Source organism: Streptomyces sp. NPDC104761 (genome assembly GCF_055583445.1).
Genome location: NZ_JBVJNZ010000004.1, coordinates 329,494 through 354,221, shown reverse-complemented (window position 1 = coordinate 354,221; position 24,728 = coordinate 329,494). Strand labels below are relative to the sequence as shown.

General features: G+C 69.6%; 29 protein-coding genes. 8 read left to right on the top strand and 21 right to left on the bottom strand.

Features of this window, described 5'->3' with window-relative positions; translation table 11 throughout:
• Positions 1–51 precede the first annotated feature (51 nt).
• A complete protein-coding gene (locus ACZ63F_RS14470; RefSeq protein ID WP_469711031.1) occupies positions 52–984 on the top strand; it encodes an aminoglycoside phosphotransferase family protein in 933 nt (310 codons plus the stop codon).
• A 61-nt stretch (positions 985–1,045) separates the two neighbouring features.
• On the opposite strand, the gene ACZ63F_RS14465 is transcribed toward ACZ63F_RS14470, so the two are convergent.
• Both ACZ63F_RS14465 and ACZ63F_RS14460 read right to left on the bottom strand, forming a co-directional pair.
• A complete protein-coding gene (locus tag ACZ63F_RS14465) occupies positions 1,046–1,615 on the bottom strand; it encodes a YciI family protein (protein ID WP_469711029.1) in 570 nt (189 codons plus the stop codon).
• A 34-nt stretch (positions 1,616–1,649) separates the two neighbouring features.
• Positions 1,650–2,264, bottom strand: a complete 615-nt coding sequence (locus ACZ63F_RS14460; protein ID WP_469711027.1) for a TetR/AcrR family transcriptional regulator — start codon at positions 2,262–2,264, stop codon at positions 1,650–1,652.
• A gap of 175 nt (positions 2,265–2,439) precedes the next feature.
• On the opposite strand from ACZ63F_RS14460, the gene ACZ63F_RS14455 reads away from it, so the two are divergent.
• The gene (locus ACZ63F_RS14455; RefSeq protein WP_469711025.1) at positions 2,440–3,402 is read left to right on the top strand and encodes an SDR family NAD(P)-dependent oxidoreductase; all 963 of its coding nucleotides are present in this window, start codon (positions 2,440–2,442) and stop codon (positions 3,400–3,402) included.
• Positions 3,403–3,600: 198 nt separating this feature from the next.
• Here the strand turns inward: ACZ63F_RS14455 and ACZ63F_RS14450 are convergent, their stop codons facing one another.
• Complete coding sequence (locus ACZ63F_RS14450) at positions 3,601–4,761, bottom strand: alpha-hydroxy-acid oxidizing protein (protein WP_469711023.1); 1,161 nt, start codon at positions 4,759–4,761, stop codon at positions 3,601–3,603.
• A 132-nt stretch (positions 4,762–4,893) separates the two neighbouring features.
• Between ACZ63F_RS14450 and ACZ63F_RS14445 the strand changes: the two genes are divergently transcribed.
• Both ACZ63F_RS14445 and ACZ63F_RS14440 read left to right on the top strand, forming a co-directional pair.
• Positions 4,894–5,931, top strand: a complete 1,038-nt coding sequence (locus tag ACZ63F_RS14445; protein WP_469711022.1) for an Lrp/AsnC family transcriptional regulator — start codon at positions 4,894–4,896, stop codon at positions 5,929–5,931.
• Positions 5,932–6,021: 90 nt separating this feature from the next.
• The gene (locus ACZ63F_RS14440) at positions 6,022–6,813 is read left to right on the top strand and encodes a rhomboid family intramembrane serine protease (protein ID WP_469711020.1); all 792 of its coding nucleotides are present in this window, start codon (positions 6,022–6,024) and stop codon (positions 6,811–6,813) included.
• A gap of 9 nt (positions 6,814–6,822) precedes the next feature.
• Here ACZ63F_RS14440 and ACZ63F_RS14435 read toward each other — a convergent pair whose 3' ends face one another.
• Positions 6,823–7,371 carry a GNAT family N-acetyltransferase gene (locus ACZ63F_RS14435; protein ID WP_469711017.1) on the bottom strand — a complete coding sequence of 183 codons (549 nt, stop codon included), beginning with the start codon at positions 7,369–7,371 and terminating at the stop codon, positions 6,823–6,825.
• A gap of 161 nt (positions 7,372–7,532) precedes the next feature.
• Between ACZ63F_RS14435 and ACZ63F_RS14430 the strand changes: the two genes are divergently transcribed.
• Complete coding sequence (locus tag ACZ63F_RS14430) at positions 7,533–8,078, top strand: DUF3291 domain-containing protein (RefSeq protein ID WP_469711015.1); 546 nt, start codon at positions 7,533–7,535, stop codon at positions 8,076–8,078.
• A gap of 101 nt (positions 8,079–8,179) precedes the next feature.
• On the opposite strand, the gene ACZ63F_RS14425 is transcribed toward ACZ63F_RS14430, so the two are convergent.
• The 15 genes from ACZ63F_RS14425 to ACZ63F_RS14355 all read right to left on the bottom strand — a co-directional run bounded on the left by ACZ63F_RS14425 (position 8,180) and on the right by ACZ63F_RS14355 (position 19,598).
• On the bottom strand, positions 8,180–9,415 hold the full coding sequence (locus ACZ63F_RS14425; protein WP_469711013.1) for a tyrosine-type recombinase/integrase: 1,236 nt from the start codon (positions 9,413–9,415) through the stop codon (positions 8,180–8,182).
• Positions 9,416–9,478: 63 nt separating this feature from the next.
• Complete coding sequence (locus ACZ63F_RS14420; protein WP_469711011.1) at positions 9,479–9,667, bottom strand: helix-turn-helix domain-containing protein; 189 nt, start codon at positions 9,665–9,667, stop codon at positions 9,479–9,481.
• Between the two features lie 460 nt (positions 9,668–10,127).
• Positions 10,128–11,600 carry an ATP-binding protein gene (locus ACZ63F_RS14415; RefSeq protein WP_469711391.1) on the bottom strand — a complete coding sequence of 491 codons (1,473 nt, stop codon included), beginning with the start codon at positions 11,598–11,600 and terminating at the stop codon, positions 10,128–10,130.
• Positions 11,601–11,602: 2 nt separating this feature from the next.
• On the bottom strand, positions 11,603–12,442 hold the full coding sequence (locus ACZ63F_RS14410; RefSeq protein WP_469711010.1) for a bifunctional DNA primase/polymerase: 840 nt from the start codon (positions 12,440–12,442) through the stop codon (positions 11,603–11,605).
• Positions 12,439–13,248, bottom strand: a complete 810-nt coding sequence (locus ACZ63F_RS14405) for a deazapurine DNA modification protein DpdA family protein (protein ID WP_469711008.1) — start codon at positions 13,246–13,248, stop codon at positions 12,439–12,441. The genes ACZ63F_RS14410 and ACZ63F_RS14405 overlap by 4 nt, the downstream gene beginning before the upstream one ends.
• A gap of 164 nt (positions 13,249–13,412) precedes the next feature.
• Positions 13,413–13,874, bottom strand: coding sequence for a hypothetical protein (locus ACZ63F_RS14400; RefSeq protein WP_469711006.1), 462 nt, complete (start codon positions 13,872–13,874; stop codon positions 13,413–13,415).
• A 16-nt stretch (positions 13,875–13,890) separates the two neighbouring features.
• Positions 13,891–14,394 (bottom strand): hypothetical protein, encoded by a 504-nt coding sequence (locus ACZ63F_RS14395; RefSeq protein ID WP_469711004.1) that lies wholly within the window; start codon positions 14,392–14,394, stop codon positions 13,891–13,893.
• Between the two features lie 203 nt (positions 14,395–14,597).
• Positions 14,598–16,721 (bottom strand): FtsK/SpoIIIE domain-containing protein, encoded by a 2,124-nt coding sequence (locus ACZ63F_RS14390; protein ID WP_469711002.1) that lies wholly within the window; start codon positions 16,719–16,721, stop codon positions 14,598–14,600.
• Positions 16,718–17,056 carry a hypothetical protein gene (locus ACZ63F_RS14385; RefSeq protein ID WP_469711000.1) on the bottom strand — a complete coding sequence of 113 codons (339 nt, stop codon included), beginning with the start codon at positions 17,054–17,056 and terminating at the stop codon, positions 16,718–16,720. The genes ACZ63F_RS14390 and ACZ63F_RS14385 overlap by 4 nt, the downstream gene beginning before the upstream one ends.
• Positions 17,057–17,058: 2 nt before the next feature.
• Entirely contained in the window at positions 17,059–17,376 is a 318-nt protein-coding gene (locus ACZ63F_RS14380) for a hypothetical protein (RefSeq protein ID WP_469710998.1), read from the bottom strand.
• A 1-nt stretch (position 17,377) separates the two neighbouring features.
• The gene (locus tag ACZ63F_RS14375; RefSeq protein WP_469710997.1) at positions 17,378–17,725 is read right to left on the bottom strand and encodes an RRQRL motif-containing zinc-binding protein; all 348 of its coding nucleotides are present in this window, start codon (positions 17,723–17,725) and stop codon (positions 17,378–17,380) included.
• On the bottom strand, positions 17,725–18,597 hold the full coding sequence (locus tag ACZ63F_RS14370) for a protein spdB (protein ID WP_469710995.1): 873 nt from the start codon (positions 18,595–18,597) through the stop codon (positions 17,725–17,727). Before ACZ63F_RS14370 ends, ACZ63F_RS14375 begins: the two co-directional genes overlap by 1 nt.
• Positions 18,594–19,043: a Pycsar system effector family protein gene (locus ACZ63F_RS14365; RefSeq protein WP_469710993.1), complete on the bottom strand. Its 450-nt coding sequence runs from the start codon at positions 19,041–19,043 to the stop codon at positions 18,594–18,596. Before ACZ63F_RS14365 ends, ACZ63F_RS14370 begins: the two co-directional genes overlap by 4 nt.
• Positions 19,040–19,309 (bottom strand): DUF6284 family protein, encoded by a 270-nt coding sequence (locus tag ACZ63F_RS14360; protein WP_469710992.1) that lies wholly within the window; start codon positions 19,307–19,309, stop codon positions 19,040–19,042. The genes ACZ63F_RS14365 and ACZ63F_RS14360 overlap by 4 nt, the downstream gene beginning before the upstream one ends.
• Before the next feature lie 97 nt (positions 19,310–19,406).
• Entirely contained in the window at positions 19,407–19,598 is a 192-nt protein-coding gene (locus ACZ63F_RS14355; protein ID WP_469710990.1) for a hypothetical protein, read from the bottom strand.
• Positions 19,599–19,979: 381 nt separating this feature from the next.
• On the opposite strand from ACZ63F_RS14355, the gene ACZ63F_RS14350 reads away from it, so the two are divergent.
• Positions 19,980–20,789: a GntR family transcriptional regulator gene (locus ACZ63F_RS14350; protein ID WP_469710988.1), complete on the top strand. Its 810-nt coding sequence runs from the start codon at positions 19,980–19,982 to the stop codon at positions 20,787–20,789.
• The gene (locus tag ACZ63F_RS14345) at positions 20,786–21,451 is read left to right on the top strand and encodes a YdcF family protein (RefSeq protein ID WP_469710986.1); all 666 of its coding nucleotides are present in this window, start codon (positions 20,786–20,788) and stop codon (positions 21,449–21,451) included. Before ACZ63F_RS14350 ends, ACZ63F_RS14345 begins: the two co-directional genes overlap by 4 nt.
• A 260-nt stretch (positions 21,452–21,711) precedes the next feature.
• Here ACZ63F_RS14345 and ACZ63F_RS14340 read toward each other — a convergent pair whose 3' ends face one another.
• Both ACZ63F_RS14340 and ACZ63F_RS14335 read right to left on the bottom strand, forming a co-directional pair.
• Positions 21,712–22,905: an XRE family transcriptional regulator gene (locus ACZ63F_RS14340; RefSeq protein ID WP_469710984.1), complete on the bottom strand. Its 1,194-nt coding sequence runs from the start codon at positions 22,903–22,905 to the stop codon at positions 21,712–21,714.
• Positions 22,874–23,542 carry a hypothetical protein gene (locus ACZ63F_RS14335; protein WP_469710982.1) on the bottom strand — a complete coding sequence of 223 codons (669 nt, stop codon included), beginning with the start codon at positions 23,540–23,542 and terminating at the stop codon, positions 22,874–22,876. The genes ACZ63F_RS14340 and ACZ63F_RS14335 overlap by 32 nt, the downstream gene beginning before the upstream one ends.
• A gap of 279 nt (positions 23,543–23,821) precedes the next feature.
• On the opposite strand from ACZ63F_RS14335, the gene ACZ63F_RS14330 reads away from it, so the two are divergent.
• Entirely contained in the window at positions 23,822–24,718 is an 897-nt protein-coding gene (locus ACZ63F_RS14330; RefSeq protein ID WP_469710981.1) for a YDG/SRA domain-containing protein, read from the top strand.
• Positions 24,719–24,728: the final 10 nt, after the last annotated feature.

Below are 24,728 nucleotides of genomic sequence, written 5' to 3'. Positions count from 1 at the left end.
ACTGTCCCGGTGTGCCGGCGCGACCTCGGGAGCGCCGCGTAGGGTGCCAGGATGATCGGCATTCCGGAGGCGCTGGTGCGGGGCACGATCGAGCGGGAGGGTGACCGTGGGGCGGCGTGGATCGCCGAACTCCCGGCGACGGTCGAGAACCTGCTGCGGCACTGGGACTGCGTGCCCGACGGCGAGGTGACGCACGGCGGTGTGGGGGTGATCGTCCCGGTCCGCCTGCGGTCCTCCGGCCGGCCCTGCGTCGTCAAGGTGTCCTTCCCGCACCCCGGCAACGTCCACGAGCCGGACGCGTTCGAGGCGTGGGCGGGCCGCGGCGCGGTCCGCCTGCACCGGCGCGACGACGCCCGCTTCGCCCTCCTCCTGGAACGGGCGCACATGTCGACGCTCGCGGCACTGGAGCCCGACGACGAGACCGTGATGACGATCGCGGGCCGCCTGAACCGCCGCCTGGCCGTCCCGGCGCCGCCGAACCTGCCCCGGCTCCGGGACCGCGCGGACGCCTGGGCGGCGCAGCTGTGCGAGGACGCCGCCGAGCTGCCCCACGCCCTCCCGCCCCGCGTACTGGACGCGGCCCGCGTCACCGCCCGCGAACTGGGCCGGACCCAGCCGGACACCCTCGTCCACGGCGACCTGCACGCACGCAACATCCTGCGGGCGGACCGGGAACCGTGGCTGGCGGTCGACCCCAAGGGCTGTGCGGGAGACCCGGCGTACGACGGCGGCACCCTCCTCAAGTCCCGCGCGCTGAGCCTCCTGCAGTGCGACGACCTCCCGAAGACCGCCCGCCGCCTCCTGGACGTCTTCGCCGACGCGGCGGAACTCGACCGCGAACGCGTCCGCCGCTGGGCCCAGCTGCACGCCGTCCAGGCGGCGTTCTGGGGCCGCCGCCACGGCTTCCGCATCGCCCGCACCGGCCCCCGGCTCGACCGCGTCACCCAGTTCGCGGACCGGCTGGCGGAGTGCCTGGCGGTCTAGGTCACGGTCCGGGTCGCAGTCCGGGTCGCAGTCCGGGTCGCAGTCCGGGTCACGGCCCGGGTCACCGCCGCCCGCCGAACTCCCAGTCGTGCACCTCGACGTCCGCGTACCGCACCGGCGCCAGCACGCCGAGCGCCCGGTCCCGGTCGGCGGCCCGGACCAGTGCCGCCGTGCCGATCCAGGTGGTGCCGTCGTCGGACAGCAGCGGGCCGAAGGCGATCAGGTCGTCGTGATCGGTGCCGTCCGGCAGGCCGCCGGGCCCGGCGGCGGCGCCTTCGGCGCGCACCGGCCCCAGGCCGAGCACCAGGTACCGGTCGCCGCCGGTCCGGCCGCCGGGGAACTCCCACATGGTCCGCCCCAGCAGGTTGCGCCACCGCCGCAGCAGCACGTCCCGGTACACGCCCGCCTGGTAGTTGGGCTCCTCGAAGGCGAAGGCGCGGGCTGCGGCCGGGCCGGGCAGGTCCACGACGTGCACACTCCCGCTCGGTTCCGCACCACCGGCCCGGAACGTCGGCCCCCGGGCGATCAACTCGGCCGCGTAGCCGTCCATGTAGCCCCAGTGGTCCTCCACCAGCTCGGCGCGCAACGCCACAGAACCGGCCCGGTCTCGGTGGTAACAGAAGAACTCCATGCCCGCGGAGCCTTCCGCAGAACGGCCCAGTCCCTCAACACGGTTTTGGTGGCTCCGCCCCTCCCTGGTCCCCTGTTACCCCGCGCAGCAGCAGGTCGATGAGCCGGCCGGCCAGTTCGCGCCGTCCCTCGTTCGCCGCCATCAGGCTGATCCCGCCGAGCGCCATCAGCACGTCACGCGCGTCCACCCCGGACCGCACCGCCGACGCCCCCTCCCCCGCGCCCAGCAGATGGGCGATCGCGTCGACCAGCAGGGTACGGGTGTGCAGCTTCTCGCTCTCGTCGGTCAGGATCACCCGCAACGCGTCGGCCATACCCTGCTTCGCCGCCATGAAGTCGATGAACCGCTCCATCCACGCCCGCAGCGCCGCCACCGCCGGCAGCGCGGCCGCCAGCTCCTCCGCCGCTTCGCACAGGCGCTGCACCTCGTGCCGGTAGACGGCCTCGATGAGCAACTCCTTGGCGGGGAACCTGCGGTAGAGCGTGCCGACGCCGACGCCCGCCTGGCGGGCGATGTCCTTGACCGAGGCACCCGCCCCCTCACGGGCGAACGCCGCCGCCGCGGCCTCCAGCAGCCGGTCCTCGTTGCGCTGCGCATCCGCGCGCAACGGCCTGCGGGACGTCGCCGCACCCTCGTCGATGCCGGTCAACCCAGCCCCCTCATCCTGTCACCGCCTCTTGCAACCGGAACCGGTTCCGCTTACTGTCGAGGAGCGAACCGGAACCAGTTCCGGATATGAGCGTACGACGGCCCCTGCCCGGGCGCCACCGACCGCGCCCTCAGCCGCGCCCACCCCGTTCCACCACCTTCCCCTGGAGTACCGCATGTCCGGTTCCCTCATCACCACCCCCTTCGGAGCCCTGAGCACCGCCGCCGAGGTGCTCACCGGTGTCGACCTCGGCGGCAGGCGCGCCGTCGTCACCGGCGGAGCCTCCGGCATCGGACGCGAGACCGCGCGCGTCCTCGCCGCCGCCGGCGCCGAGGTCACCATCGGCGTCCGCGATCTGGCGGCAGGGATGCGGGTGGCCGAGGAGATCGCCCCGGCGCGCGGACCGGGCAGTGTACGGACCGCCCTCGTCGACCTCGCCGACCAGGGCTCCGTGCGTGCCTTCGCCGATGCCTGGCAGGGCCCACTGCACGTCCTCGTCCTCAACGCCGGCGTCATGGCCACGCCGCTCCAGCGGACGCGGGAGGGCTGGGAGATGCAGTTCGCCACCAACCACCTCGGCCACTTCGCCCTCGCCACCGGCCTGCACGGTGCCCTAGCCGCGGCGCACGGCGCACGCGTCGTCGCGGTCAGCTCGGTCGGCCACGTCAACGGCGACGTCCTTTTCGACGACGTCAACTTCGAGCGGCAGCCGTACGACCCGTGGGCCGCCTACAGCCAGTCCAAGACCGCCAACGTCCTGTTCACCGTCGAGGCGGCCCGCCGCTGGGCCCCCGACCAGGTCACCGTCAACGCCCTCAACCCCGGCCGCATCACCAGCACCCGGCTGGGCCGCCACATCGGGGACATCTCCAACAGCCCCGCTTCGTTCGACGCCACCAGTTCCGACGTCTCCTGGAAGGACATCGAGCAGGGCGCCGCCACCTCGGCGCTGCTCGCCGCCTCCCCGCTGGTCGAGGGCGTGACCGGGCGGTACTTCGAGGACTGCGTCGAGGCCGGTCCGCACCGGCCCGGCATCCGCCGGGGAGTGGCCGCCCACGCCCTGGACCCCGACCGCGCGGCCCGCCTGTGGCAGCTCTCCTCCGACCTGCTGGCGGCGGCGGGGACGGCCCCCGCCTGAGGTCCGCCCCCTTCGAGCCGCCGGTCACCGTGGCGGTCCCTTCGGCGCGGTCCTGCGCCCGCAGTGCCACCGCGACCGCCACCCCCAGCTTGCGCACGAACTCCGCCCGGTCGAGGGCGCGGTGTTTCCAGCCCTCGCCGGCCGCCTGCAGGACCTCGGCGACCGGCTTTCCGGCTGCCGGGCCGGCGGCCCCGCCGGTCAGGCGACCCGGCGAAGCGCCTCCGGTGTGAGGTTGGCGAGCGCCGGGTAGCCGTCGACGGCCATGATCAGGTCGGCCTCGGCGAGCAGCGCCCGCAGGACGTGGACGAGGCCGGGCTCACCGCCGACCGCGAGGCCGTACGCGTAGGGACGGCCGACGCCCACGGCGGTGGCGCCCAGCGCGACGGCCTTGACGATGTCGGCGCCCGTCCGGACCCCGGAGTCGAACAGGACGGGCAGGCCGTCGGCGGCCTCGACCACCTCCGGCAGCACGTCGAGGGCGGGCAGCCCGCCGTTGGCCTGGCGGCCGCCGTGGTTGGAGCAGTAGACGCCGTCCACCCCGGCATCCTTGGCCCGGCGGACGTCCTCGGGGTGGCAGAGTCCCTTGAGGATCAGCGGCAGATCGGTGATCGACCGCAGCCAGGGCAGGTCGTCCCAGGTGAGCGGGTTGCCGAAGATCCCCGCCCAGAGCGCGACGGCGGCCTGCGGGTCGTCCTCCGGGTTCTTGCCGAGGCGGGCCCGGAAGACGGGGTCGCCGGTGTAGTTGGCCAGGCAGTTCCCGCGCAGCTGCGGGAAGTTGGCGGTGCTCAGGTCGCGGGGCCGCCAGCCGGTGATCCACGTGTCCAGGGTGACCACGATCCCCTTGAACCCGGCCCGCTCGGCCCGGTGCACCAGGCTCTCGGCCAGTTCGCGGTCGGTGGGGGTGTAGAGCTGGAAGAAGCCCGGGGTGTCACCGAACTCGGCGGCCACCTGCTCCAGCGGGTCGACGGTCAGCGTGGAGGCGACCATCGGTACGCCGGTACGGGCGGCCGCGCGCGCGACGGCGAGGTCGCCGTGACCGTCCTGCGCGCACAGCCCGATCACCCCGACCGGGGCCATGAACAGGGGCGAGGGCAGCCGCATCCCGAACAGGTCGACGGACAGGTCCCGTTCCGTGGCCCCCACCAGCATGCGCGGCACCAGGCCCCAGCGCTCGAACGCGGCGGCGTTGGCCCGCTGGGTCCGCTCGTCACCGGCGCCGCCCGCGACGTACGAGCGCACGGCGGGGGGCAGCGCGGCCAGGGCCAACGGCTCCAGATCGCCGTACGACATGGGGAACCGCGGCACCACTCCGCGCAGCCCGTCGAGGTAGATCTCGTTCTGGTAGTCGGCGAACGCCATGCTCCGGCCCTTCTTCACGACTGCGCCCGCGGGGTGCGGGTCCCTGAGGTCCACAATGGGAGAGTGGCGCACAACGGCTCCGAAACGCAGGATTCCGGCTCGCAAGCTGGTCGGACGCAGGATGCTGCCGCCGTGGCGGCCGCACCGCCGCTGCTGACCGAGGACGAGCTGGCGCTGATCAACGCGCTGCAGCTGAGCCCGCGCGCCTCCTGGACCGAGCTCGGACGCGCCCTGGGCGTCGACCCGGTCACGGTGGCCCGCCGCTTCCACCGCCTGTCCGCGCAGGGCACGGCCTGGGTCAGCTTCTCGCCCGGCCCGCGCCTGCTGGAACAGATCTGCGTGGCGTACGTCGTGATCGACTGCGCCCCGGGGACCACGGCCCGGGTCGCCGGGGCCCTGAGCGCCCACCCGCACATGGTGACGATCGAGCGGACGGCCTCGGGCCACGACATCCTCGCCACGGTCGCCACCCCCGACCTGCCGGCCCTGTCCCGCTACACCCTCGACCTGCTCCCCCACCTGCCGGGCATCACCGCCGTACGGTCCCGGATCGTCACCCACATGTTCACCGAGGGCGGCCACTGGCGCATCGCCGCCCTGGCCCCCGCCCAGCGTGCCCGGCTGACGGCGCGGGCGCCCTCCCCCGCCACGCGGCAGACGACCCACCGGCAGCTCACCTCCGCCGACCGCGCCCTCGCCGTCCGCCTCGCCCACGACGGCCGCGCGCCCTACCAGATCCTGGCGCAGGACCTCGGTGTCAGCCTCTCCACCGCCAAACGCCGCGTCGAGTCCCTCACCCGCCGGGGCCTGCTCCGCTTCCGCTGCGACTTCGCCCGCCCTCTCGGCGGCTGGCCGGTCGCCGTCACCTTCTGGGCCAGGGTGCCGCCCGCCGACCTCCCCGAGGTCGGCCAGTCCCTCATCCGCCTCCCCGAGACCCGCAACTGCGCCGCCATCAGCGGCCCGCAGAACCTCATCCTCCAGGCCAGCCTGCACTCGGTCAGCGACATCCTCCGCCTGGAGACCCACCTGGCGACGGCTCACCCGGCCCTCGACATCGCGGACCGGGTCATCACCCTGCGCCAGGACAAACTCCTCGGCCGCCTGCTGGACGCACACGGCCGCTCCGTGGGGGTGGTACCGGCGGACCTGTGGGCGGAACCGGCCCTGTAGCCAGGTCTCGGCCGCTGTCAGCGGGCTGCCGTAGAGTGCGCCGTGGTGAGGACGCGACGGCGTTCGAGCGGTTCGAGGGGGGAGCCCGCCATGGGTACGTCGAAGAAGGAACCGGCGAAAGAACCGGCGAAAGAGCCGAAGAAGGAGCCGAAGAAGGAGCCGAAGAAGGACCGGCCCGTGCCGGTCCCGATGAGCCCCGAGCAGATGATCGCGGAGGCGCGGAAGGCGTTCTTCGTGATGTTCGGTCTGCTGGCGGTCGTCTGGCTGGTGCAACTGGCCAACTTCTCCGACCACTACGCCCTCTCCCGCGACTACGCGGTGGTCTCCGGCGACGTCGGCACCCTGCCCGACATCCTGGTCGCGCCACTGCTGCACTGGAGCTGGGCGCACATCGAGAGCAACTCCGGCCCGCTGTTCGTCTTCGGCTTCCTCGCCGCCTACCGGGGAGTGGCCCGGTTCCTCGGCCTCACGCTCCTGATCGCGCTGAGCAGCGGCCTGGTGGTGTGGTTCTTCGAGCACGGCGACGTGGCGACGGTCGGCGCCAGCGGCCTGATCTTCGGGTACTTCGGCTACGTCGTCGTGCGGGGACTCTTCGACCGGCACCTGATCGACACGCTGATCGGGATCGTCATGGGCGCGTCCTTCGCCTACCTCCTCACCGTGGCCGTCCCCGGCACCCCCGGCGTGAGCTGGCTCGGCCACCTCGGGGGGCTGCTCGGCGGCCTGGTCGGAGCCTGGCTCTTCCGCGACCGCCGCGCACCGCGCACCGCCTCCGGCGGGCTCACGCCCCGGACTCCGGCCGGCGGCAGGACCCCGCGGCCCAGCCCGGACTCCCCGCGCTCCGACCTGTACAAGGAACTCGACGACCTCGGTCTGCTCTGACCGCCCTCACTACGGGAGGACGCCGCCTGGCGTGGCCGGGGACCGCATGCCGAGCCACTGTTCGGCGCCCCAGGCCTCGAACCGCTCCACCTCGGTGAAGCCCAGCTTCGCCGCGAGGCGCATCGAGGCGGCGTTGGCGCTCTGGGTGGCGAGAACCACCGGCTCGCCCGGGAGTTCACCGTCGAGCCAGCCGAGCGCCGCCGAACACGCCTCGAACGCGTACCCGAACCCCCACGCCCGCGGCAGGAACAGGTAGCCGAGGTCGGCCTTCCCCGCGGCGGCCGGGCGGCGGTGCCCCGTCGCTCTCCTGAGCAGGATCTGGCCGATCATCGCCCCGTCGAGCTCGATGACGAAGCTCCCGGGCCACCGCTCGGGCGTCCCGGGCAGCTCGCGCTCGACCTCGTCACGCGGCCGGGGCCCGCCGAGGTAGGTGTGCACCTCGGGCGAGGCGAGCAGCTCGACGAACGCCGCACGGTCCCGGGCCTCGGACCCCCGGAGCACCAGCCGCTCGGTGACGATCGGCCGGGGCGGCCACTCCACGGGGCTCAGGTTCTCCATCCCCGCACGCCAACAGACCGTCAAGCCGCCTTGTCCACCGTGCGCGAGAGGCCACTTGGACAGGGAAAACGCAACTTCGACATGGCCCGCGCAGGCGGCTACCTTCACCTGGCCCTCGGCGATCGCGTCCACACCGAACACCCCCCACCAGGGAGATACGCATGCCCCGCCTTGCGCTGTACACATTCGGCGTCCTGAAGTCGCCGCTCGCCGATCCCGGACCTCTCACGCGCGAGTTCTACGCACACGGCGAGGCCGTCCACCGGAAGATCAGCCGGCACCCCGGGTACCTCGCGCATGCCGAGGCGGCGGACGGTGACCGGGGCATGCTCTTCGAGGCGGACTGGGGTGCGTGGGGGGAGTTCGCCGTACCGGCCTGGTACGGCAAGGGCCGCACCGTGGAAACCACCGCCCTGGCCGCCACGCTCTCCCTCTGGACCGGCCTGCGCCCCGCCTTCGACGCCGTCTACACCGGTCTGCACCGTGCGGCGCTGAACAGGCGTCACGACTGGTTCGAGAGGACAGGACACCCGAGTCACGTGTTCTGGTGGGTCTTCGACGGCGTGACACCCACCTGGCAGGACGGGGTCTCCAGGCTGGAACACCTCCACGACCACGGCTCCGCGCCGCACGCCTTCACCTTCCACCACCCGTTCGCCCCGGACGGAACGCCGACCGGGATCAGGGACGCCGAAGAACCTGCGTAGGCGTGTTCCGGCAGACACGAAGGGGCGGCACCCCCGCACAGGGTGCAAGACCAACCCCCTGACCAGCAAGTTGGGGGTATGCCGCCCCTCACAGGGCACTCTCAGGGCACATCGCTCAGTGCGGACTCCATCATGTCGGCGGTCCGGTCCTCCTCCGCCTCCCACAGGTGCGTATAGACGTTCAGCGTGATCGACGGCTTGGCGTGACCAAGCCTCATCTGCACCTGCTTCGGCGTCGCCCCGTTTTTGATCAACACCGAGGCGTAGAAGTGTCGCAGGTCGTGAAGCGTCGTGGCCTCGGGGACGCGAACCTTGCTGCCCGACCTCTTCAGGTAGGCGTTCGCCCGCTTGACGTTCCGGGCCCACACTTTCGCCCAACTCCCCCGCCGGATCGCTCCCCCGGTTTCACTGGTGTACAGCAACCGCGCATGGCGCCATACGGGCTTCCGGGGGTTCGTCCGATCCTCGATGTGCACGACCCGAGGCGGGAACATCTCGCGGTGCCGTGCAATCTCGTCTACGACCGAACGCCCATGAGGAACAGACCGATAGCTCTGCTTGGTCTTCGGTTCCCCGAGGTACGGCACGCCTTTGTCAGGACCGATCAACTGCTGTTTGACCGTCACTGTCTCGGCAGGGTCTCCGTCTTCCAGTCCGAACAGCTCACCTTGCCGTAGGCCGGTGGACGCGGCTTGCCTCACCAGGGCGCGGTACCGGGGTGAGGCAGTCACGATGAGTGCCTTCACCGCGTCCGGATGAAGCGGGTGGATCTCCGGATAGAAGACCTCCGGTGGCTTCAGCCCCTCCCATGGGTACTTCGGGATGATTCCTTCCTGGTGGGCCATCTTCAGAATGCTGGTGCAGACGTTCCAGGGCGTTGCGAAGGTCGACGGAGCGATGACCGCAGACCGCTCTTTGATCCATCTCTGTCCGTCTGCCCGCTCAATGCGGCCGATCGCCCGCTCGCCGAACGTCGGGTAGATGTGGAGCCGTAGAGCCCGCTCTACGTTCGTCTCGGTCCGCTCGCGGTGTATGGCTGACTCCTGCCAGCGTTCCGCGATGGTCCTGAACTTCTGCTTGCCCAACTCCCGGTTCACGAAGGTGCCGGCGTCGAGTTCAGTCGCCACCTTGGCGGCACGGGAGTCCGCAGCACTCTTCTTCTCGAAGTTCTCCTTGCACTGTTTGCCGGACAGATCCCGATAGCGCACCTGCCAGCGTTTCCCTGTGCCGTGGTCGGTGCTGGGGTACAGCGTTTGAGTCTTGCTGCTGTGCGCCTCGCACGGCTGAGCATCCACCGGCGGGCGGGAAAGGTGCCAGCGGTCGTACACATCAGCCATCGGAGCCGGTCCTCTCAGAGCAAGTCGAGTCGGCCACCATGTGGGGCCCATTGCTGGCTTGGGTCATGCTGCGCGTTGGCTTCCGATCTCCTCGGCGTCGTACTTGTCCAACGCTGCGGCGTCGTACAGGACGTGTCGACCGCGCCTCATGAAGCACTGAGGGCCGGTTCCGGCGTAGCGCCAGTAGCGGACGGTTGCGGGCGATGTGCGGTAGCGCTCAGCGACTTCTGCCGTCGTCAAGTACCTCTGCATGGCGTCCTTCCAGAGAGGAAGTGGAGGGAGCGAGTTGCACCCCGGGGCGGGGGTGGTGTGTCCGAGGTCGGGATTTCTGCGTCACCGCGTCACCTGCGTCATTCAGGGTGTCTGACCTGCGAGTTTGGGGTGACGCAGAGGGTTGGGGCTGCGTCATCGGTGACGCAGGCTGTTCGTCATCGGTGACGCAGGTGACGCAGGGGTGACGCAGGATTCGCCGTCTGCGTCACCGCCGTCCGCGCAGCTCAGGGCGCGTTTTCCGGGGCCGGGTGACGCAGGTGACGCAGACCTTCCCTACCTAGGAAAAAAGAGGGGGGTTTCTGTAGTGGTCTGGTGCGGCTCAGAGCGTGAATGACGAGCCGCTTGCGCGGCGCGACCTTGGGGCGGCGCGAGCGCCGAACAGCAAGAGGAGCACGCCCGGCCGGTGGTGCTCCTCTTGCTTGAACAGCGGTGGCGCCGGTCAGAGCGTCTGCTGTTCGTGCGGCGGCGTGGCTTGCGTGCGGGTCATCTCGATGTAGCGGCCCGTTTTGGTGCGGCCGGAGTCGATGAGCACGCCGCGGGCGGCGAGGGTGGGCTGGAGCCGCTTGAGCCGGTCGGAGAGCACCTTTCCTGTGGTCGGCCACCCTTTGGGCAGGGCGCGGAAGTCGTCTCCGGTGTAGACGCGGCTGAGGCAGTGCAGCCATTCCGTGGACGTCATCCGCTGTCCGGTGCCCGGTTCGATGGTGGCGGCGTGCGCGAGGACGGTCTGTGCCATCAAATCGCCCTCGATGACGTCGTCGTTCAGGTCGTCCAGGCTGGCCCGGTAGGCGGCGAGAGCTCCCAGACCGGTTGCCGCGTCGAACTGCGCGCACAGGTGGGCGAAGTCCGCCATGCGCAGGTCGGTCGGGGTTTCCGCGTCCACTGCCCGCACCTTCACGGTCAGGTCCAGGAGGGAGCCGAGGATGACGGGCAGCACGTCCGCGAACTCGGTCCACAGCTCGTGCTCGGTGCGCCGCACGCGGGGCCGCTCCAGCCGCAGCGGCAGGAGCCGTTCGGCGAGGTCGGGGCGGATGACTCCGACGTCGATGCCGGTCAGGAGCAGGGGGCGGCGGTAGCCGAGACGGAAGACGTCCCCGTCGGTGAACAGGGAGCGCTTGACGTTCTCTGCTCCGGTGACGATGCAGCACATCGCGTCCGACAGGTCCGGGCTCATGTGGGAGAGGTTGTCGAGCGCGGTCACCCACCCGGCCGCCACGGCGGTGATCAGGTTCTCTTCATCCTTCGGCGCGCGGCGCAGGTCACCGGTCATGCCCTCGATGATCCGCACCAGCATCCGGCCGCCCGTGGACTTGCCGGCGCCCTGCGGGCCGGTGAGGAACGGGGCGGGGACGGGCACGGACGGACCGAGGCAGCCGACCAGCCACGCGATGGCCAGGCACTCCGTCTCGGCGGTGGCGAAGTTGCACAGCCGCATCAGCAGGTCGATGCCCTTGCCGTCGGTGTTCTTGACCGGCAGCGGGAGTTCCCCGGTGAGCTGGGTGCGGCGCCAGCACACCTCACGCGGGTCGGGGACGGCGATGTCCCAGCCGGTGGGGTGGATGCGCACGGACTGTCCGTCGGCGCGTCCCAGGTCTAGCCACGTCGCTCCGTCGAATCCCGGAGCGACGCGGATGTGTACGGCCTGCGTTTCCTCGGTGAGTGCGAGTGCTTCGATCAGGTCCAAGGCCTCCTTCATGGCGGTCCCGTTGAAGACGCCGATTCCGTCCCGGAACAGGCCGACCATGAGTTCTTGGCGGTGGCTGCCGGTGGTGCCTTGGGAGCGGATGGGGCGGGCGACGGGGTGGCCGTTGCGTTGCGCGTATACGGTCCCGTCGGCGGTGCGGAAGTAGCGGAAGTGCGCTTGTGCGTAGTCGGTGATGACCTTGCGGGCCGGGGTCTGCTCGTCGTCGGACATGGTCACAGTCCCAACGTGGTCAGGGCGTTGGTCCACGCGTCGGTGCAGTGCCGGACGGTTTCGCCCTTGGCCTGCGCGGCGGTGAACAGCCGGCCGACATGGGCGTCGGTGAGGCAGCCGCACCGGCCGTGCGTCGACAGCACAGCGAGGAACGTGCGGTACACGGTCGCGTGGACGGCGCTGCGGGCCTCGGTGATCCGCTGCACGGCCATCGAGACGCCACGGTCCAGGTAGGTCGGTGTGCGGTGCGGGCATACGCCCCCACGGGCCCCCAGAGGCTCTGTGAGGCTGTGTGCCGCCCTGCGGGCCGCGGGCGGTTCCTTTACTGCCAGAGCGCGCACAGGTTCCGGCAGGGACGCCGTGGCGCCCACACCGTTTCCGAGCCAACGGGCGTACGCAGTAAGGGACTTGATGTCGACGCCGGGCCGTACGGCATTCAATGACGGCATGGTGCCCCGGTAGATCCAGTGCTCTCCCCGCGTCGTCGCAACGGTGCGGGTGGCGGGCAGCGTGGCGCGGGCCCATGCGACGGCGGCGGGGTCGTCCAGGTCGACCACGGTCACGCCGGCGCCACCGGGGTGGTAGGCCACGGCCGCCGCGTGCCGCCACGCCGACGCCCACGCGGGCGAGGCGATGACGGCGGGGTCGGTCGTCGCGGCAGCCCACGCATGGCACGGCGCCGGGCACCCGCAGGACCCCGCCACCTTCATGTTCGGTCGGCCCCCGCACGCGTTCCGGGCGCAGGCGGGGCAGTTACCGAACGGCAGCTTCCCCCGACGCAGCGGCAGCACCGGCAGACCGTCGGCCGCCAGACGCAGGGCGGTGCGCAGGTGCTCGCTCATGCCGCCGCCCCCAGCGCGGTGGTGAGCATGAGCTGTTGCTGGGTGGGAATGGCGCCGATGACGCGCTGGCGCCATTTCAGGGCGTAGTCGATGCAGTTCGCGCAGTTCTTGTGGGTGTGGCCGGGCAGCGGCGGCCGACGGCGCGCGTGGGCACTCCAGGCAGCCGAGTCAGCCGAAGCTAGCAGGTGACCGACGCGCTCCAGGCCCAGGATTTTGAAGCCGAAGCCGTGCAGGTTGAAGCCGTGCGCGGCCATCGCGGTGACGATCGCGGCGCCCTGGCGGGTGGACTGCAACCGGCACACCGACCCGAGACCGACGACCGGTTCGGCCCGCAGGTCCACGCCGGCCCGCTCGTACAGTTCCACGCACCGCTCATAGGCCGGCACGCTGTCGCCCTGGATGACGGGGGCGATGCGCAGGTCGGGGGCGAGTGAGCGCAGTTCCAGGAAGTTGGCCACGGTGCGGCGTTGGTGTTCTTCCACGCTGAGGTGGGTGCCGACGAAGTACAGGCCGCCGAACCATCCGCCCTTGATGATGGCTTCCTCGCACATCCAGTCCTGCGGGGCCGCCCAGTCGTAGGGGCCGACGCATTCCCAGATACGGCGCAGGTCACGGACGTACTGCCGGGGCGAACGGGTCCACGTGCCCTTGTCCTTGAGCTCTGAGAATCCGCCGGAGTCGACGGCGTATGGGCCGAGGGCGGGGTAGAGCTTGGCGGCTGCCGCGAAGTGCTCGGACTTGAGGAACAGCGGCACGTCGGTGAGCTTGATCCAGTGCCGTTTGTGGGTGGTCAGGTAGAACCGCATCGCGCCGGGAGCTCCCAGCGCGGGGCGGTGCGGGGCAGGCGGTAAGGCTCGCCGCGGGTGGGTGGGTTGGGTCATGCTGGAGGTCTCCAGTTCCTTGGACGGGTGCTGGTGAGCAAGGGCGGCCCCGCGACTTTGGCGAGACGAGGGGGCCGCCCTTGGCGTAGCTAGGCGCCGGTGCCCGGTTCCTGCGGTGCGGCCTGTTCGTGCCATGCGGCGTATTGCTCGCGGACGTAGTCGCGGGGGTTGCCGGTCACGTCGGCACGGTCCAGGGCGATCAGGGCGCGGGCGATGTATTCGGCTTGCTCGTCGGGGTGGAAGCGGTCGGTGAGGGCGGCGCGGCGCAGCCACCATTCCCGGTCCCGCTTCCCCTCGTCGGCCTGGCGGATGAGCCAGTTGATTTCGTCGGCCTTGGTGGGGGCGTTGGCGTAGGCGGGGTGGATGCCGGCGCGCTCGTGTTCGGTCAGGTCGGGGCAGGGGCTGAGGTGGTCGGCGGTGGCGTACAGGCGCCGCGTGCTGCCGTCGCGGGTGGGGTACTGGCGGACGGGGCCAAGGTTGAAGGCCTTGGTCAGGGCGGCAGTGACGGGGGCGATGTCGTCCTCCCCGCAGATGACGCGGATCTCGATCACGGGTGTGGGTCTCCTGTCAGCCGTGGCGCTCGTTGCGGGTGCGGGCGATCAGGCCGCGCGTGTGGGTGGTGTTGTTCTCCTGCCGGACCGGCCCGCGGTAGTGGTGGTGGTGCTCGGTGTGGACGCCCTTGAGGGAGCGCAGCGCGGTCCCGATGGCGGCGAAGACGCCGGCCACGGCGGCGATGGGCAGCGTCACGAACAGAACGGAGGTGAGGGAGACGGCGGCGAATCCCTGGCAGGCGAGCCAGACACCGCAGCCGACGCCGACGAACGCGGCACCGACGCCGATGCCGGCGACGGCGGTCCCGGCGGCCCACGCGGGCACGATCCGCCGGTCCGGCTGCATGACCGGGGGCGTGTCGCCGTAGGCGGGAAGCGGGCTGTCGTCGCGGTAGGAGGTCGGGGTCTCGGGGGCGGGCCGGTAGGCCTCGGCGATGATCCGGGCCGCTTCGGCGGCGGCCACGTCGTCACTCATCCGAACGCCCTTGCGGAGCGCCTCGGGGGTGGTCTCGGGGAACATGCGGAATCCCTTCCAGTCACGGTTCAGGGAGGCGAAGACACCCCCTGCCAGGGGTGCCGAAACGGGGGTTTCGGGGGCCTGACCTGGGATGCCTCCCTGCCTCCCTAACGATCAATTTCGCAGGTCATAGGGAGGGAGGCGGGTCAGGGAGGGGCTCAGGGAGTTCTCCCTGCCTCCCTGACCCGGCACGGGTCGGCTCCCTCTCACTCGGAGGCAGAAGCGGAATCCGTCTCGTCGCGGTCGGCGAGCGCGCGGGCGAGCCGATCGGCAGCGATGACCATGCGCCCATCCGACTTGTACGGCTCCGCCCCGGTGCCCTCCAGTTCGCGCTTGAGGTCGATGAAGGACCACTTGCCGTAGGCGTCCGCGTCCAGCACGGCGAGCCGCTTGAGGACGTCCTGAGTGAGCACCCGCGCGTCCGTTCCCAGCACGGAGGCGATGTCCGCGAGCGCATCCCGCTGTTCGCCCTGCTCGATGACGCGCAGGGTCGGGACGCCGGAGCGCAGGGCCTTGGCCCGCTCGGCGATGGCGGTTGCTTCGTCGTGGCCGATGAAGTGTGTGCGCACCGTGATGGACGACTGGCCCTTGGGAATGTCGATTCCGCTGGAGGCGACGACCAACGTGCCCTGGTCCAGGCCCGGGCGCAGCAGGTTTGGTGCGGCGCCGCCGTCGACGGCCTTGTCTCCGAGTGCCATGCGGGCTTGGGACTCGGTGCCCAGGGCGAGGGCGGCGCGGGTGTGGGCGCCCTCGCGGACCAGCTTGGGAAGGTTCTCATTCGTCGGGTCCTGGGTGCCCTGCCACATCAGCACGTTGACCGCACGGCCCTGGTTGTGGATCGTACGGACGGCCATGAAGTACCGGCTGGTGGCTTTGGATCCGCCGTAGGGGCGCTTTTGGTCATCGACGGCCGGGCACATGAACGCCACCTGCGCTTCGTCCACGATGCAGATGAGCGGCGGGAACTCCATGTTCGGGTCGGTGAGACGCGCCTGGATCCGGCGGTTCATCTCGTCCACGACGCCTTCGACCATCTCGGTCGCCTGGATGACGTGGTCGTCGGTCGGCCCCTGGATCAGGACCGTGGCTAGGCCGTCCATCATGACCCAGTCACCGCCCTTGAGGTCGGCGGTCCGGAACTCAACGGTCTTGTCGAGCGCGGCCCACAGGGCGAGCGCCCGCAGCGCGGCGGTCTTGCCCTGGTTCGACAGACCGGTGATGAGCAGGTGGCGCTGATACAGGCTCAGGGCCGCCGCGTCGCCGCGCAGGTCCTGCCCCCACGGGGCCTTGCCCTTCCGATAGTCGGCGGTCATGGTGTCGTCGGTGACCAGCGGAGAGGGGCCGATCGGCTGGTCCAGGGCGCCGGAGTCGGCGATCCAGAGGCGGACCGTGCGGGCGGCCTCGGGGATCGTGATGAACACCTCGTGCTCGTGCCGGGTCAGGTTCTCCGCGAGCTTGCGGCGGCGCTGCTGCACTTCGATCGTGGACACCCCCGACGGGAGCGTGACGTCGACCTCTACGCCGCATCCGGCGATCCGGATCGGACCGAGCATGGACGCGCCGGCGTCGCCCATCTCCTTGATGGCGTTGCGCAGCGCCGGGACTCCGAGGTCCCGCAGGGCCTTGACCACGATGGACGGGGTGATCGGCTCTCCCTCGCTCGATCGCTGGTGCTCCGGCATCGACCACGAGGGCGCGGCTTTCTGGTGCGCGCCGACCGACCACAGCGCGAGCAGCGCCAGGAACGGGCCGATCGTGAGCGCGGGCCCCCACACCACACGCACGATCGTGATCATCAGGTTGATGAACTTGATGACCGCCATCAGCGGGGTGATGACCTCGGTGGCGTCTTTGGTGGCGATCGCCATGCACACTCCGAGGGCGACCAGGACCCCGACGCCGGTGCCGGCGGAGACGGCGGCGCCCCGGGCGGCTTCGAGGGGGGAGTGGAGCAGGTCCATGCGGCGGCGGTGGCGTGCCTCGCGGAAGTGCTGCCCGCGCTCTTCCCACTCGCGGGCTTCGTCCATGTTCCCCGCGGCTTCCGCGGCCCGCATCATCCGCTCGTACCGGGCGGGAGTGCGGGCCTCCCAGGTGCGGCGGGCGACGATCCGGGTGCCGCCGTAGACGTAGAGGGCGTGCCGGGCGGCGGCGCGGGCGCCGGTCTTCGTGGTCTCGTGGGTGACGGCCGTTCGGATGGCGCGGCCGGAGCGCACCCACAGCGGCAGCCGCGGGGCCGGCGCCGGGTCGGGGACGACCGTGAGCACGGTCGGGGCGTCCGCGCCGGTCGGCGGGTCGGTGGGCTTGTGCAGGCTGATGACGTTCTCGGTCATGACGGCAGGTCTCCAGGGCGGGAGGCGAGAGAGGGAAGGTCGCGGGAGCGCGCGCGGTTCTCTGCGCGGCTGAGCTGGGACGGGCGGGTGCGGGGGCCGTCGACCCAGCAGAACGGGCGGATCGTGTCGGCGGCGGTGAAGACGCGGATGGCGCTGCCGGCCGGCGCCTCGGGCAGGGCGTAGACGCGGGCCCCCTCCAGGCTGGCCAGGAGGCGGGCGCCGTGGTGCTCGCAGCCGTCCGCGCCCGCGTTGAAGGCGTCCAGCACGGTCACCACGACCGGACCGACACAGCCGGTCGGGTCGTCCGGGTGAGCGGCGGGGCAACGGCGGTCCATGCTCACCACCACCCCGACGACTTCTTGGCGGCCTTGTCGCGCGCGGCCTCGGTGAGCAGCCGGCGCCGCTCGATGTACAGGGCATTCAGCTCCGCGGTCAGCCGGGTCTCGGCAGCAGACCCGATGGAGTCCATCCGGTCCTCGGCACCGCCGGCGCTCCGGCCGCGGTAGACGTTGCGGGCGCCGCCGGCCATGGCGCGGGTCATGGCGAGCCGTTCGCGGCTGGTCAGCGGCCACCACTCACCCCGGCGCACCGCTTCCAGCTTGTTGGTGGTCTTGCGGATCTCACGGTCGATACGGCGGATCTCAGAACTGGCCATGTCAGGCAGTCCCTTCGGACCCATGCGGGTCGGGGTAGGCGCACGGCGAGCAGGTGCCGAGCGACGGGGGGATGACGTAGCCGGCGTCACGCCGACAGGAGGGGCAGGTGCGGCGGGCGGCATTGGCCTTGGCGAGCGCAGCCCACCGCGCCGGTGTCATGGGCCGGACCGGTTTGGCCAGGTCGACGCGGTAGAGGTAGGCGATGAGCGGGGGCCGTCGGCGGCGGGGGCGTTCGAGCTGCGCGGCCACCTGCTGACCGCCGGGGCGCAGGTTGCGGGCCCTGAGTTGGCGGCGGGTGGCGTAGCCGTCCGGGGCCAGGTGCCACCGGTAGACCGGCAGCGCGGCCATCAGATGACGCGCTTCCAGGCGGCCCTCAGGCGGACCTCGGATGCGGAGTGCCCGGCGGTTCGGAAGCGGGTGGCCATCTCCCGGTACGACAACGGCGGCTGCTCGCTATGCCGAATCTCGTCGACCAACGTGTCCAGCGCCGCGTCACTGAGCGCGGGAGCCTGCTCCAGCGCCGCAACCGACTCCGAGGGGCCCCACACCGGGAGCTCCCACGAGGGTGTGACGTCGGGTGTGACGCGGCTCGTCACGCTGGTCAGGGCCCGTCCGGTGCTCTCGCCCTTACGGGCCGTCTCCAGCGTCGACCACGCCCCAGCGAGGGTCTCAGCGGTCTTGGCCTGGACGCGTGCGACGCGGGCGCCGGCCTCGGTCACGGCCGTCAGCCGCGTCTCCTCGGTCGATGCTTCCGCCCGCAGGCGGGCACGGGCCACGGCCGCATCGTCGCGGGCTTCCTGCTGAATGCCCCGGATCATATCCAGCGCGGCCGGGGTGAGCGCCGTGCGCTCCCACAGACCGTGGACCAGCCACAGCATCTTGGCGGCGATCGGCAGCCACGCCACCGCCAGCCACGCCCCCATGGACGTCTCTGCGGTCGCGGCGTGTGTGACCAGGACACCCGAGGCGAGCGCGCCGAAGGACCAGCCGACCGCGGTCACGGCGTTGCTGTGGTCGCCCTGCGCGGCCAACCTGCGCTCATAGGCGAGGGTGGCGAGCCATCCGCCGTCGATGCCCAACCCGACGACCAGGGCGACGTACCAGGGCACGGCCGTGCCCAGCCACATCATGACCACGGCCAGGGTGAGCACCATGGAGACGGCCGTCATCGCGACCGCCGGCAGCACGGTCAACAGCCGCTTGGCGTTGCGGTTCCTCATGCCGCACCACCGATCGTGAGCACCACGGCGAGTACGAGCAGGGCGCCCCCGGCGCGGGTCAGGTCGACCGCGCGGCGCAGGCACGTGAACTTGACCACGGCGAGGCGGGAGAGTCCGACGATGTCTGCGGCGAGATCCGTCGACAGGCTCTCGGTGATCTGCTCGGGGGTCAGGGTCGCCCACAGCGGGAACCCGTGCCGGCCGTTCAGGTTCGGGCGTACCGCCGTCAGCAGCACACTCGCCGCACCGACCAGCAGCGCCATCCCCAGCACCCCGACGGTCACGGCCGCCGGGTTGAGGCGGAGGGAGGTGGCGACGGTGTAGGCGCCGGCCAGGATCGCGCCGACGAACGCGAGCAGGAGCGCGGTCTTGTTGTCGGTCCGGGCGATCTCCGCCCGCACTTCGGCGTGTGCTTCGGTGAGGGTCTGTCCGGTCGGGGTGCTCATGCGGCACCGCCGGGCAGGGTCTCGCCGGCCGTGCGGTTGAGCAGGGCGACGCGGGCGGCGAGCGCGCGGCGGCGGGCCCGGCGCAGGCGCCGGATGTCCAGTTCGGTCGGGGTGCGGTCCAGGGTGGTGATCTGTGCGTCCAACAGGTCGACGTCCGCCAGGATGACGGGCATCTCGTTCTCGATCGCGTCCAGTTCCCCGTCCGTCGGTTCGATCCAGTCGGCGAACGCGGTAACAGAGTCCTGAACAGTCACGATGGTGCTCATAGGGTCGTTGCTCCTTCGTAGTGGAACGGCCCGTCAGCGGCTCCCGGGAGGCACCCCGGGAGCTGCGCGCCGTTTGAGGGATGAAGCGGTGCAGTGGTCAGCGGCGGAAGGTCCAGCGGGTGAGCGCGCTGAGCTGGTCGGTGACGTCGGTGACGCGGCCGGATTCGAGTTCGTCGGCGCGGTCCTCCAACTGCTGGGCCCGCTGCTCATTGCCGTGGTCGCGGGCCCATACGGCGGCCTGTCGGTTGTCGTCGGCCTGGCGCCGCATGCGGTCGGTGATCCTGGGCACGTCGGGTTCCTCTCAGGTCTGCGAACAGGTGGCGGTGCGTGCCCCGGGCCGGATCCGATCCGGCGCCCTTCACGGCTGGATGCCGGGGCTGAGGTAGTGCAGTGGTGGTGCAGGTGTCTCCTTCGGAAGCGCGCTCCCGTTGGTAGGCGTATGGAGACGTTGGCCTTTTGGCCTAGCCATCCGGTTGACCAGGGATCCGGTGCCCTCAGCCCGCTCTGTCCCGGGCCCCTAACCGCCTGCGGAGGACAGCTCAAAGAGAGCTCCTCCGCTCCGCTGTCCTAGGACTGCGAGCGGCCTGAGATGAGAATGCACCGCAGTCCTAGGACTGTCAACAGTCCTAGGACTGTGTGCTTCACTGGTAGCTGTCGAGAGGAGTTCGGCGTGGCACCGAAAGCGCCAAAGTGGCGGGAACTGGCGGACCGGTTTGCCGAGCAGATCAGGAACGGCGACTACGACCCCGGTGACCAACTTCCGCAGATCAGGGACCTTGTAGAGGCGGGTGACGGTTCGAAGGCAACGGTCCACCAGGCGTACAAGGCCCTCGAAGCCGAGGGACTGGTCACGATGACCCGTGGCCACGGCACCGTGGTGCGGCCGAAGGCGCCCCTCAAGCGGCTAGGCATCGCGCGGTACGACAAGGCCAAGTGGCGGGACGGCGATGAAGTCGCCTTCATCGCGGACCGGGTGGCGTCCGGCCGCACGTATCAGCGGAACGAGCAGACCCAGACCGTCAGCCGGGTGAAGGCGCCGGCGGCCGTGGCCGCCGCGCACGGCTTGCCTGAGGGAGCCGATGTGTACGCGCGGGCGCGTCTGGTGAAGGAAGGCACGCAGCCGACCCACACCCTCACCAGCTACTACCGGCCCGAACATGTCGAAGGAACCCGTATCGTCGACCCGACCCCGGGCCCCGCCGGGCGGGGCGGCGGGTTCCGCGTCCTCTACGACGCGGGATTCGAAATCGACCACATGACTGAGGAACTCTTCGCGCGAGTGCCTACGACCGAAGAAGCTCAGCTACTCCAGCTCTCACCTGGCGAGTGGGTGGTAGAACTCCACCGGACCACGCGCACGGCAGATGGAACCGTGGTTGAGTTCGCCATCGGGGTGCACGCGGCGACACGGTTCGCGTGGTCGTATGACTTCAAGGTGCCAGACTCGGCGAAGACGGAGACGGAGGGCGAGAGCAAGTGATCTCGGCTCAGGCATGGGCGGACGCACAGCAACTCTGGGACTTCCAGCAGATGGGCCACGAGCCCCGCCCATGCTCCGTGGCCGTGGGTCTGGGCAGCCACGACCTGGGGGTCGCCGACACGACAGCCAGCCTCTACCACCGTGGGATGGCGCCACTCATCGTCTTCACGGGCGCGACCAGCCGAACGACGCATGAGCGGATGCCACGCGGCGAGGCTGAGCACTACCGCGAGCGGGCCGTAGAACTGGGGGTTCCCGAGGACGTCATCCTCGTGGAGCCGAAGGCGCGGAACACGGGCGAGAACATCCGCTTCACGCGCGCGCTACTCGAAGAGCGTCACGTGCCCGTCTCGTCCGTTCTGCTGGTCAGCAAGCCCTACGAGGAACGGCGCGCCTACGCGACCGCCCGGAAGCTGTGGCCCGGTGTCGAGTGGGTGTGCGCGTCGACACCCATGACGCTCCCTGACTACGTCAACTCGATCGGGGACGCACGCCTTGTGGTCGACATGCTGGTCGGTGCCCAGCAGCGGCTCATGATCTACCCCCGGCAGGGATTCATGGTCGAACAAGAGATTCCCGACGACATCAGGACCGCGTACGAGCGGCTACGCGACCACGGCTTCACGAGTCGGCTCGTACCGGAAACCGCAGATCAGGCCTGATGACGCCGGGACGCTTTCCGTCTCATTCACCCCCGTCCGGAGTCGTCCGCAGCGGTTCACGCTCCCGGCTGGCGGACGGGAATGAACGAGGTTGAACGGGCGCGGATCATGGCGTGACCAGCACGAACAGACCTCGAAAGCGAGTGTGGCTTCATCTCGGGCGCCAACTAGCTTGCTCCGCGTAGGCGGAGAGGCCTGTTCCGACGCTATAACGGACACAGGCCTCTCGTCGCGTAACAGCGGCGTATCGAACTGCTGCTTCAGCGGGCAAGCCGTGTAGGACCACCTGACTGACGACCCTGTCGTCCCGCGAATTGGACGACGTTACCAGTCGAATCTCCCCCAACTGAGCCACTCTTTGGCGGCTCTTTACTATTCTTCTTTGACTGAGGCGTGGGGGCGATTGACCGCAAAACCGCTGGTGGGATTGACAGGTGTTCCGAACCAGGAACGTAAGGCTTCTCTCCGAATTGGCGCTGAAGTAGAGTCCACAGTAGTAGCGGCTCTTCCTGGCCTACCTCGACAGGCTCTTTCTTCCTCCAGTTGCGTTGAGACAACTGAACATAGAGAGACCTTTTTCGCGTCTCGTCGATTTTCCCCACTGCGGCGCCACGCATAATCAATGCTTGGATTGAAACGCCCCAGTTAGCCTTTTTGCGTGCATAATCTGTCAGCGTTGTCTCGGCGGTCAGCTCTTCTCGTGCCCTGTCGTACGGCATTAGTAGTGCCGACGCGAAGTGGTTCGCTTCAGCTTCGGCATTCTTGACTCTGGGGCGGAAGGTATGAAGGACGAGATGCCCCAATTCATGGGCCAGGGTGAACCTATCTCGATCTCCGCTAGCCGGGAAGTAGCCAATGAGTGCCGTATCTCCGAGGCCGCTCCAATATGAGACTCCAAAATGGGCATTCACGGCAGGCTCATCCGATCCTGTATTGTCCGACAGGATCATAGGAGCCACGGCTACCCCACCTCGTTCCAATGCCCTGGTGAGGTGGGGAATTGGCTTGTCTGGCGCCAAGCGCAGTGCGATGCGCGTCTGGTCGGCCAAGGATTCAATATCGTCGGGTTCGAGTTTTTCTGCGTCCGTAAAAGGCAGGGGAGGCGTTGGGTAACGTTCTAGGGTGATCAGGTCGTCCGAAACTCTATAGCTCTCGCTATAGAGTGCGTGCACTCGCTTTGTCACCGTCCGCTTTGCGGAGGCCAGTTTTCTAAACCGCAGAGAATCTAGCGGGACTGACTTCGGTTGGACATAGAAGAACCCGATGGGCGTTTCTGTGGCCTTCGCGATTATTTCCAGCTTGTCGTCTTGGGGGTCGATATGGTCGTTTTCCACATCGGAAATCCAGGAAGACGCCACGCCAGACATTGCGGAAACCTGCGCTTGCGTCAGCCCCATTAGTTCTCTCAGCGTGCGCAGGCGTTCACCCGGGGATGCCGCCAGCACGGAAGTCATCGCCCTCCTCCTCGTTCGGGATGTTCAGGTAAATTTCATCATCGGACGGATCGAACTGCATGTTTTCGAGTTCAGCCGCCGTGGGCGGGAGCACGAAGTCGATGTCAACGGGAACTCGCCGACCGGTCATAGCATCGCCGATCGGTCGAACCACTCGCAAGGCGGGTTCCCCGGTAGCAGGGTCCAGATGCCACAAGATTAGGAGTCTGTGCCGTTCCATCCCGGGAATGGTCTCTTGGACGCCAAAAAGAGGTGTCATACCGATGGGCTTGTTGCGGTAGTACGCACGCCTCGCTCGGTTGTGACCAGGCTTCGGGATGTCGTTGGCTATGCCGTGCAGGATGCGGAGATCGAAGTGCCCGTCCGCGAGCCACAGCTCACCGTTGCGCTTGTGGTTGCCGGAGAGCGTCCAGGGCTCCAGGCTGCGCCGCGCCAGGTAAAAGTGCGCGTGGGCGCGCACGGCGTGCGTCCTGAACCATCCATACTCTGGACCGGAGAAGTCCGGTACGCGATCGAGGTCCTCGTCAGCCGGACGCTTGATCATCTTCGATGCCCCCGCCTGGGCGAAGACATCGTGCAGGGGCTCACACAGGTCAGCCAAAGCTTCACGGATGCGCTCGGTCCCACCGTTATCCATGCGGCAGAAATTATCACGCGAAAAGTTAAGGGTCTAGCGTCATCGGGGCGCGACGTCATCTGCGTCTCCGATCAGCCATCCGGCCCCTGTCCAAGTCGGCCTCGCGTCACTAGCTAGGAACGTCTCGTTGGGGCGACGCGGCCATCCTCTGGCCAAGAGGCGAGCTGCGGGACCGGTGGATCAGCAAAAGACACAGGTCAGACGGCTTCAAGCGGTTCACGGTTGGCCGGCCTTGAAAACCGCTTCGGGAGCGTCAGTGCGGCGTGTCAGGCTGTGGCAATGATCGGTGACGTACCAAACGTTGAAGCGGGCCAGGAGTTCAGCACGCGCCGGCAGGCGCACGTGGCTGGCGTGCATCGGCCGTTGCAGGCAGGCATCTGTGGAACAAAGAAGACTGGCGCAGAGTCCATCGTCGTATCCGGCGGCTACAAGGACGACGAGGACTACGGAGACGTCATCGTCTACACCGGCCACGGTGGACAGGACGGCGCCGGCAACCAGGTGAGCGACCAGTCCCTGGACGATTCCGGTAACGCGGCACTCGTGACCAGTTGCCTCGAAGGGCTGCCCGTCCGCGTCCTCCGCGGCTACCAAGGCGATGCCCCCTACTCGCCCGCGGCCGGGTACCGGTACGACGGCCTCTACCGAGTCACCAACTACGGCAGCAAACTCGGACTCGACGGCTTCCTCATCTGGCAGTTCCGCCTCGAAGCCTACGACGACACCCCTACGCCTCAGCTGGTACAGCAGCCGGAGCTCCCGAGCACGCCAGTCGATTCGGCGTCTGCCGCCGTCGCAGGGAACGAGACCCCGGAGCGCATCACCTCGACCGTGCAGCGCATCGTTCGGAGCAGCGCTGTGAAGCGGCAAGTGAAGGCGTGGCACGACAACCGATGCCAGATCTGCGACCTGCGCATCGAGGTTCCTGGCGGCAGCTATAGCGAAGGCGCTCACATTCGAGCCCTCGGGGCACCTCACAACGGCCCGGACACCACTAGCAATGTCCTCTGCCTGTGCCCGAACTGCCATGTGATGTTCGACGCCGGCGCCATCGTCATCGAAGATGACCTCACGGTGATCCGCGGCGGTCAACCTGCTGGCACCTTGAGGACGGACCGCCGCCACTCAATCGACCTGGAGTGCGTGCGGGACCACCGCGAGCGCTGGCGCCAGTAAGCCGCGATCG

Bases quoted from the DNA above. Each gene is read 5' to 3' on its own strand.
- ACZ63F_RS14470 (WP_469711031.1), top strand. From the start codon at position 52: ATGATCGGCATTCCGGAGGCGCTGGTGCGGGGCACGATCGAGCGGGAG.
- ACZ63F_RS14465 (WP_469711029.1), bottom strand. From the start codon at position 1,615: ATGGAGTTCTTCTGTTACCACCGAGACCGGGCCGGTTCTGTGGCGTTG.
- ACZ63F_RS14455 (WP_469711025.1), top strand. From the start codon at position 2,440: ATGTCCGGTTCCCTCATCACCACCCCCTTCGGAGCCCTGAGCACCGCC.
- ACZ63F_RS14450 (WP_469711023.1), bottom strand. From the start codon at position 4,761: ATGGCGTTCGCCGACTACCAGAACGAGATCTACCTCGACGGGCTGCGC.
- ACZ63F_RS14440 (WP_469711020.1), top strand. From the start codon at position 6,022: ATGGGTACGTCGAAGAAGGAACCGGCGAAAGAACCGGCGAAAGAGCCG.
- ACZ63F_RS14435 (WP_469711017.1), bottom strand. From the start codon at position 7,371: ATGGAGAACCTGAGCCCCGTGGAGTGGCCGCCCCGGCCGATCGTCACC.
- ACZ63F_RS14430 (WP_469711015.1), top strand. From the start codon at position 7,533: ATGCCCCGCCTTGCGCTGTACACATTCGGCGTCCTGAAGTCGCCGCTC.
- ACZ63F_RS14425 (WP_469711013.1), bottom strand. From the start codon at position 9,415: ATGGCTGATGTGTACGACCGCTGGCACCTTTCCCGCCCGCCGGTGGAT.
- ACZ63F_RS14420 (WP_469711011.1), bottom strand. From the start codon at position 9,667: ATGCAGAGGTACTTGACGACGGCAGAAGTCGCTGAGCGCTACCGCACA.
- ACZ63F_RS14415 (WP_469711391.1), bottom strand. From the start codon at position 11,600: ATGTCCGACGACGAGCAGACCCCGGCCCGCAAGGTCATCACCGACTAC.
- ACZ63F_RS14410 (WP_469711010.1), bottom strand. From the start codon at position 12,442: ATGAGCGAGCACCTGCGCACCGCCCTGCGTCTGGCGGCCGACGGTCTG.
- ACZ63F_RS14405 (WP_469711008.1), bottom strand. From the start codon at position 13,248: ATGCGGTTCTACCTGACCACCCACAAACGGCACTGGATCAAGCTCACC.
- ACZ63F_RS14395 (WP_469711004.1), bottom strand. From the start codon at position 14,394: ATGTTCCCCGAGACCACCCCCGAGGCGCTCCGCAAGGGCGTTCGGATG.
- ACZ63F_RS14390 (WP_469711002.1), bottom strand. From the start codon at position 16,721: ATGACCGAGAACGTCATCAGCCTGCACAAGCCCACCGACCCGCCGACC.
- ACZ63F_RS14385 (WP_469711000.1), bottom strand. From the start codon at position 17,056: ATGGACCGCCGTTGCCCCGCCGCTCACCCGGACGACCCGACCGGCTGT.
- ACZ63F_RS14380 (WP_469710998.1), bottom strand. From the start codon at position 17,376: ATGGCCAGTTCTGAGATCCGCCGTATCGACCGTGAGATCCGCAAGACC.
- ACZ63F_RS14375 (WP_469710997.1), bottom strand. From the start codon at position 17,725: ATGGCCGCGCTGCCGGTCTACCGGTGGCACCTGGCCCCGGACGGCTAC.
- ACZ63F_RS14370 (WP_469710995.1), bottom strand. From the start codon at position 18,597: ATGAGGAACCGCAACGCCAAGCGGCTGTTGACCGTGCTGCCGGCGGTC.
- ACZ63F_RS14365 (WP_469710993.1), bottom strand. From the start codon at position 19,043: ATGAGCACCCCGACCGGACAGACCCTCACCGAAGCACACGCCGAAGTG.
- ACZ63F_RS14360 (WP_469710992.1), bottom strand. From the start codon at position 19,309: ATGAGCACCATCGTGACTGTTCAGGACTCTGTTACCGCGTTCGCCGAC.
- ACZ63F_RS14340 (WP_469710984.1), bottom strand. From the start codon at position 22,905: ATGACTTCCGTGCTGGCGGCATCCCCGGGTGAACGCCTGCGCACGCTG.
- ACZ63F_RS14335 (WP_469710982.1), bottom strand. From the start codon at position 23,542: ATGGATAACGGTGGGACCGAGCGCATCCGTGAAGCTTTGGCTGACCTG.
- ACZ63F_RS14330 (WP_469710981.1), top strand. From the start codon at position 23,822: ATGATCGGTGACGTACCAAACGTTGAAGCGGGCCAGGAGTTCAGCACG.